Origin of the sequence: Paraburkholderia sp. SIMBA_054, from assembly GCF_046534875.1 — a bacterium.
GTDB lineage: Bacteria > Pseudomonadota > Gammaproteobacteria > Burkholderiales > Burkholderiaceae > Paraburkholderia > Paraburkholderia hospita.
This window is the reverse complement of the sequence record NZ_JAWRXV010000864.1, coordinates 1-268: the sequence shown is the minus strand read 5'-3', so window position 1 is coordinate 268 and position 268 is coordinate 1. Positions and strand designations below refer to the sequence as shown.

The 268-nt window shown below is 63.1% G+C and carries 1 protein-coding gene; it reads left to right on the top strand.

The features are described from left to right. Window positions 1–268: FGGY family carbohydrate kinase (locus tag SB822_RS57580; protein WP_410859171.1), on the top strand; the 268-nt coding region annotated here is incomplete at both ends.

The window sequence follows — 268 nt, the reverse complement described above, 5'->3', positions numbered from 1 at the left end:
CATCGGGATCGACGCGGGCACGTCTGTGCTCAAGGCAGTCGCTTTCGACCTTAGCGGACGCCAGATCGAATCTGCTGCCGTTCGCAACAAATACGATACCGGCGAACATGGCGCTGTCACACAATCGCTTTCCCTGACATGGCAAGACTGCGCGCGCGCCTTGCGCGACCTTGGTGCAAAGATGCCCGGCCTTGCCGAACGCACCGCGGCAATCGCCGTTACCGGCCAGGGCGACGGAACCTGGCTTGTCGGTCGCGACAACCAGCCG